This is a genomic window from Mycobacterium sp. UM_Kg27, from assembly GCF_000972905.1.
In the GTDB taxonomy this organism is placed as follows: domain Bacteria; phylum Actinomycetota; class Actinomycetes; order Mycobacteriales; family Mycobacteriaceae; genus Mycobacterium.
In genome coordinates this window covers 1-1,305 of sequence record NZ_JRMM01000279.1, presented here as the reverse complement: position 1 = coordinate 1,305, position 1,305 = coordinate 1, and the positions used below count along the sequence as shown (strand labels likewise).

Here is a 1,305-nt window from a genome sequence, read left to right as displayed (position 1 = left end):
GTGGGCTCGGAGATGTGTATAAGAGACAGCACCAGCTACCTCCTCAACCGGCTTGCCGGGTGCCGGCCCTGTGGTCAGCGTGCCGGCCGCGACGGCGCCGGCGGGGGCGTTGCCGCGGGACCGGGTGCCGGTGCCGGAGAACGGGTCTCGCTACTCGATGACTCTTCGGGTTGCGCCGCCGGGAAGACCCACTTGCCCGACAAGATCTCCTTGTCCGGCTGGTAGAGCCGGACCAGGTAGTTCCAGCCCGGCGTGGTGGGCAGGCAATTGGCTTTGTTGTCGTCGGAACATCCCCCGAACTGCACGGTCACCGATCCGTCCGCCGCTTTGTCCGCGGTGATGTTGTTGACCGAGTACGCCTGCTGCGGGTTCTCCGTGAAGTAGCCGTTCTTGTTGTAGACGGTGACCGACCAGAACGCCTTCACCGGAACGTCTTTGACGGTAAGGCGGTACACCGTGTTGCCGTCGTTGCGGGCCGGGGTGACATTGAGGTACAACGCCTCCTTCTCGGAGTTGCCGCCCCACGCCGCGGCTGCCCCGATCAGATGCCGCACCGGGTCGGTTTCGGCCTCGCTGCCGAACATGCCCCGGGTGTCGGGGATCGTTTGGGCCAGCTCCAACAGCGCGTCGCTGACCTTCTTCTGGCTGACCGGATCCCACCGGGGCACGTCGAAGCTGCCGGTGTCGTCTTGGTGCGCGGTGATCGCGTCCTGCAGGCGGTGGGCTGCGGCGAGGTCGGCGGGATCGTTGGGGTCGGCCAGGATGCGAATGGCGACGGCCACATAGCGGGTGCCGACATGCTGCTGATCCAGCGTGTGCTCGCCGCCGCCGTAGAACATGTCCGTGACGTATTCGTCCTGGTTGATCACCTGCGCCGACATGTACCGCTGACCGGGATCGGGCAGCGTCAGGGTGACCGGACTGGCTTGCAGGTCGAACACCGCCGCCGAATACAGGGTGTCCCGATTGGACCGCACCACCAGCTGCCGGTCGACCGGGGTGACGTCGCGCATGTGGAAGAAACGGCCGAAGCCGTTCTCGTTGACGATGTTGGTGAATTCCTGGTCGGTGACCGCCCGCACGAAGTTGTCCGGCGACACCAACACCATGCCGTTGGGGGTGCTGCGGGGGGCCACGTTCGCGACCGGGTCGGTGCCGGTCTTCGTCACGGTCAGCCCGCATCCGCTCAGGACCAGTGCTGCTGTCACCGTTCCGCACGCAGAAAGCCATCGCTTGGACATGCAGCGCAACCTACCGGGCGGTCCCGGTTGATGCAGGCAAGGGGTTTATCGACACGGGTTGCGG

Annotated in this window: 1 protein-coding gene; it reads right to left on the bottom strand. The window is 65.8% G+C overall.

The genetic code is table 11. The features are described 5' to 3' along the window. Nucleotides 1–74 precede the first annotated feature (74 nt). On the bottom strand, nt 75–1,100 hold the full coding sequence (locus LI94_RS21225) for a DUF1214 domain-containing protein (protein WP_024441823.1): 1,026 nt from the start codon (nt 1,098–1,100) through the stop codon (nt 75–77). Nucleotides 1,101–1,305: the final 205 nt, after the last annotated feature.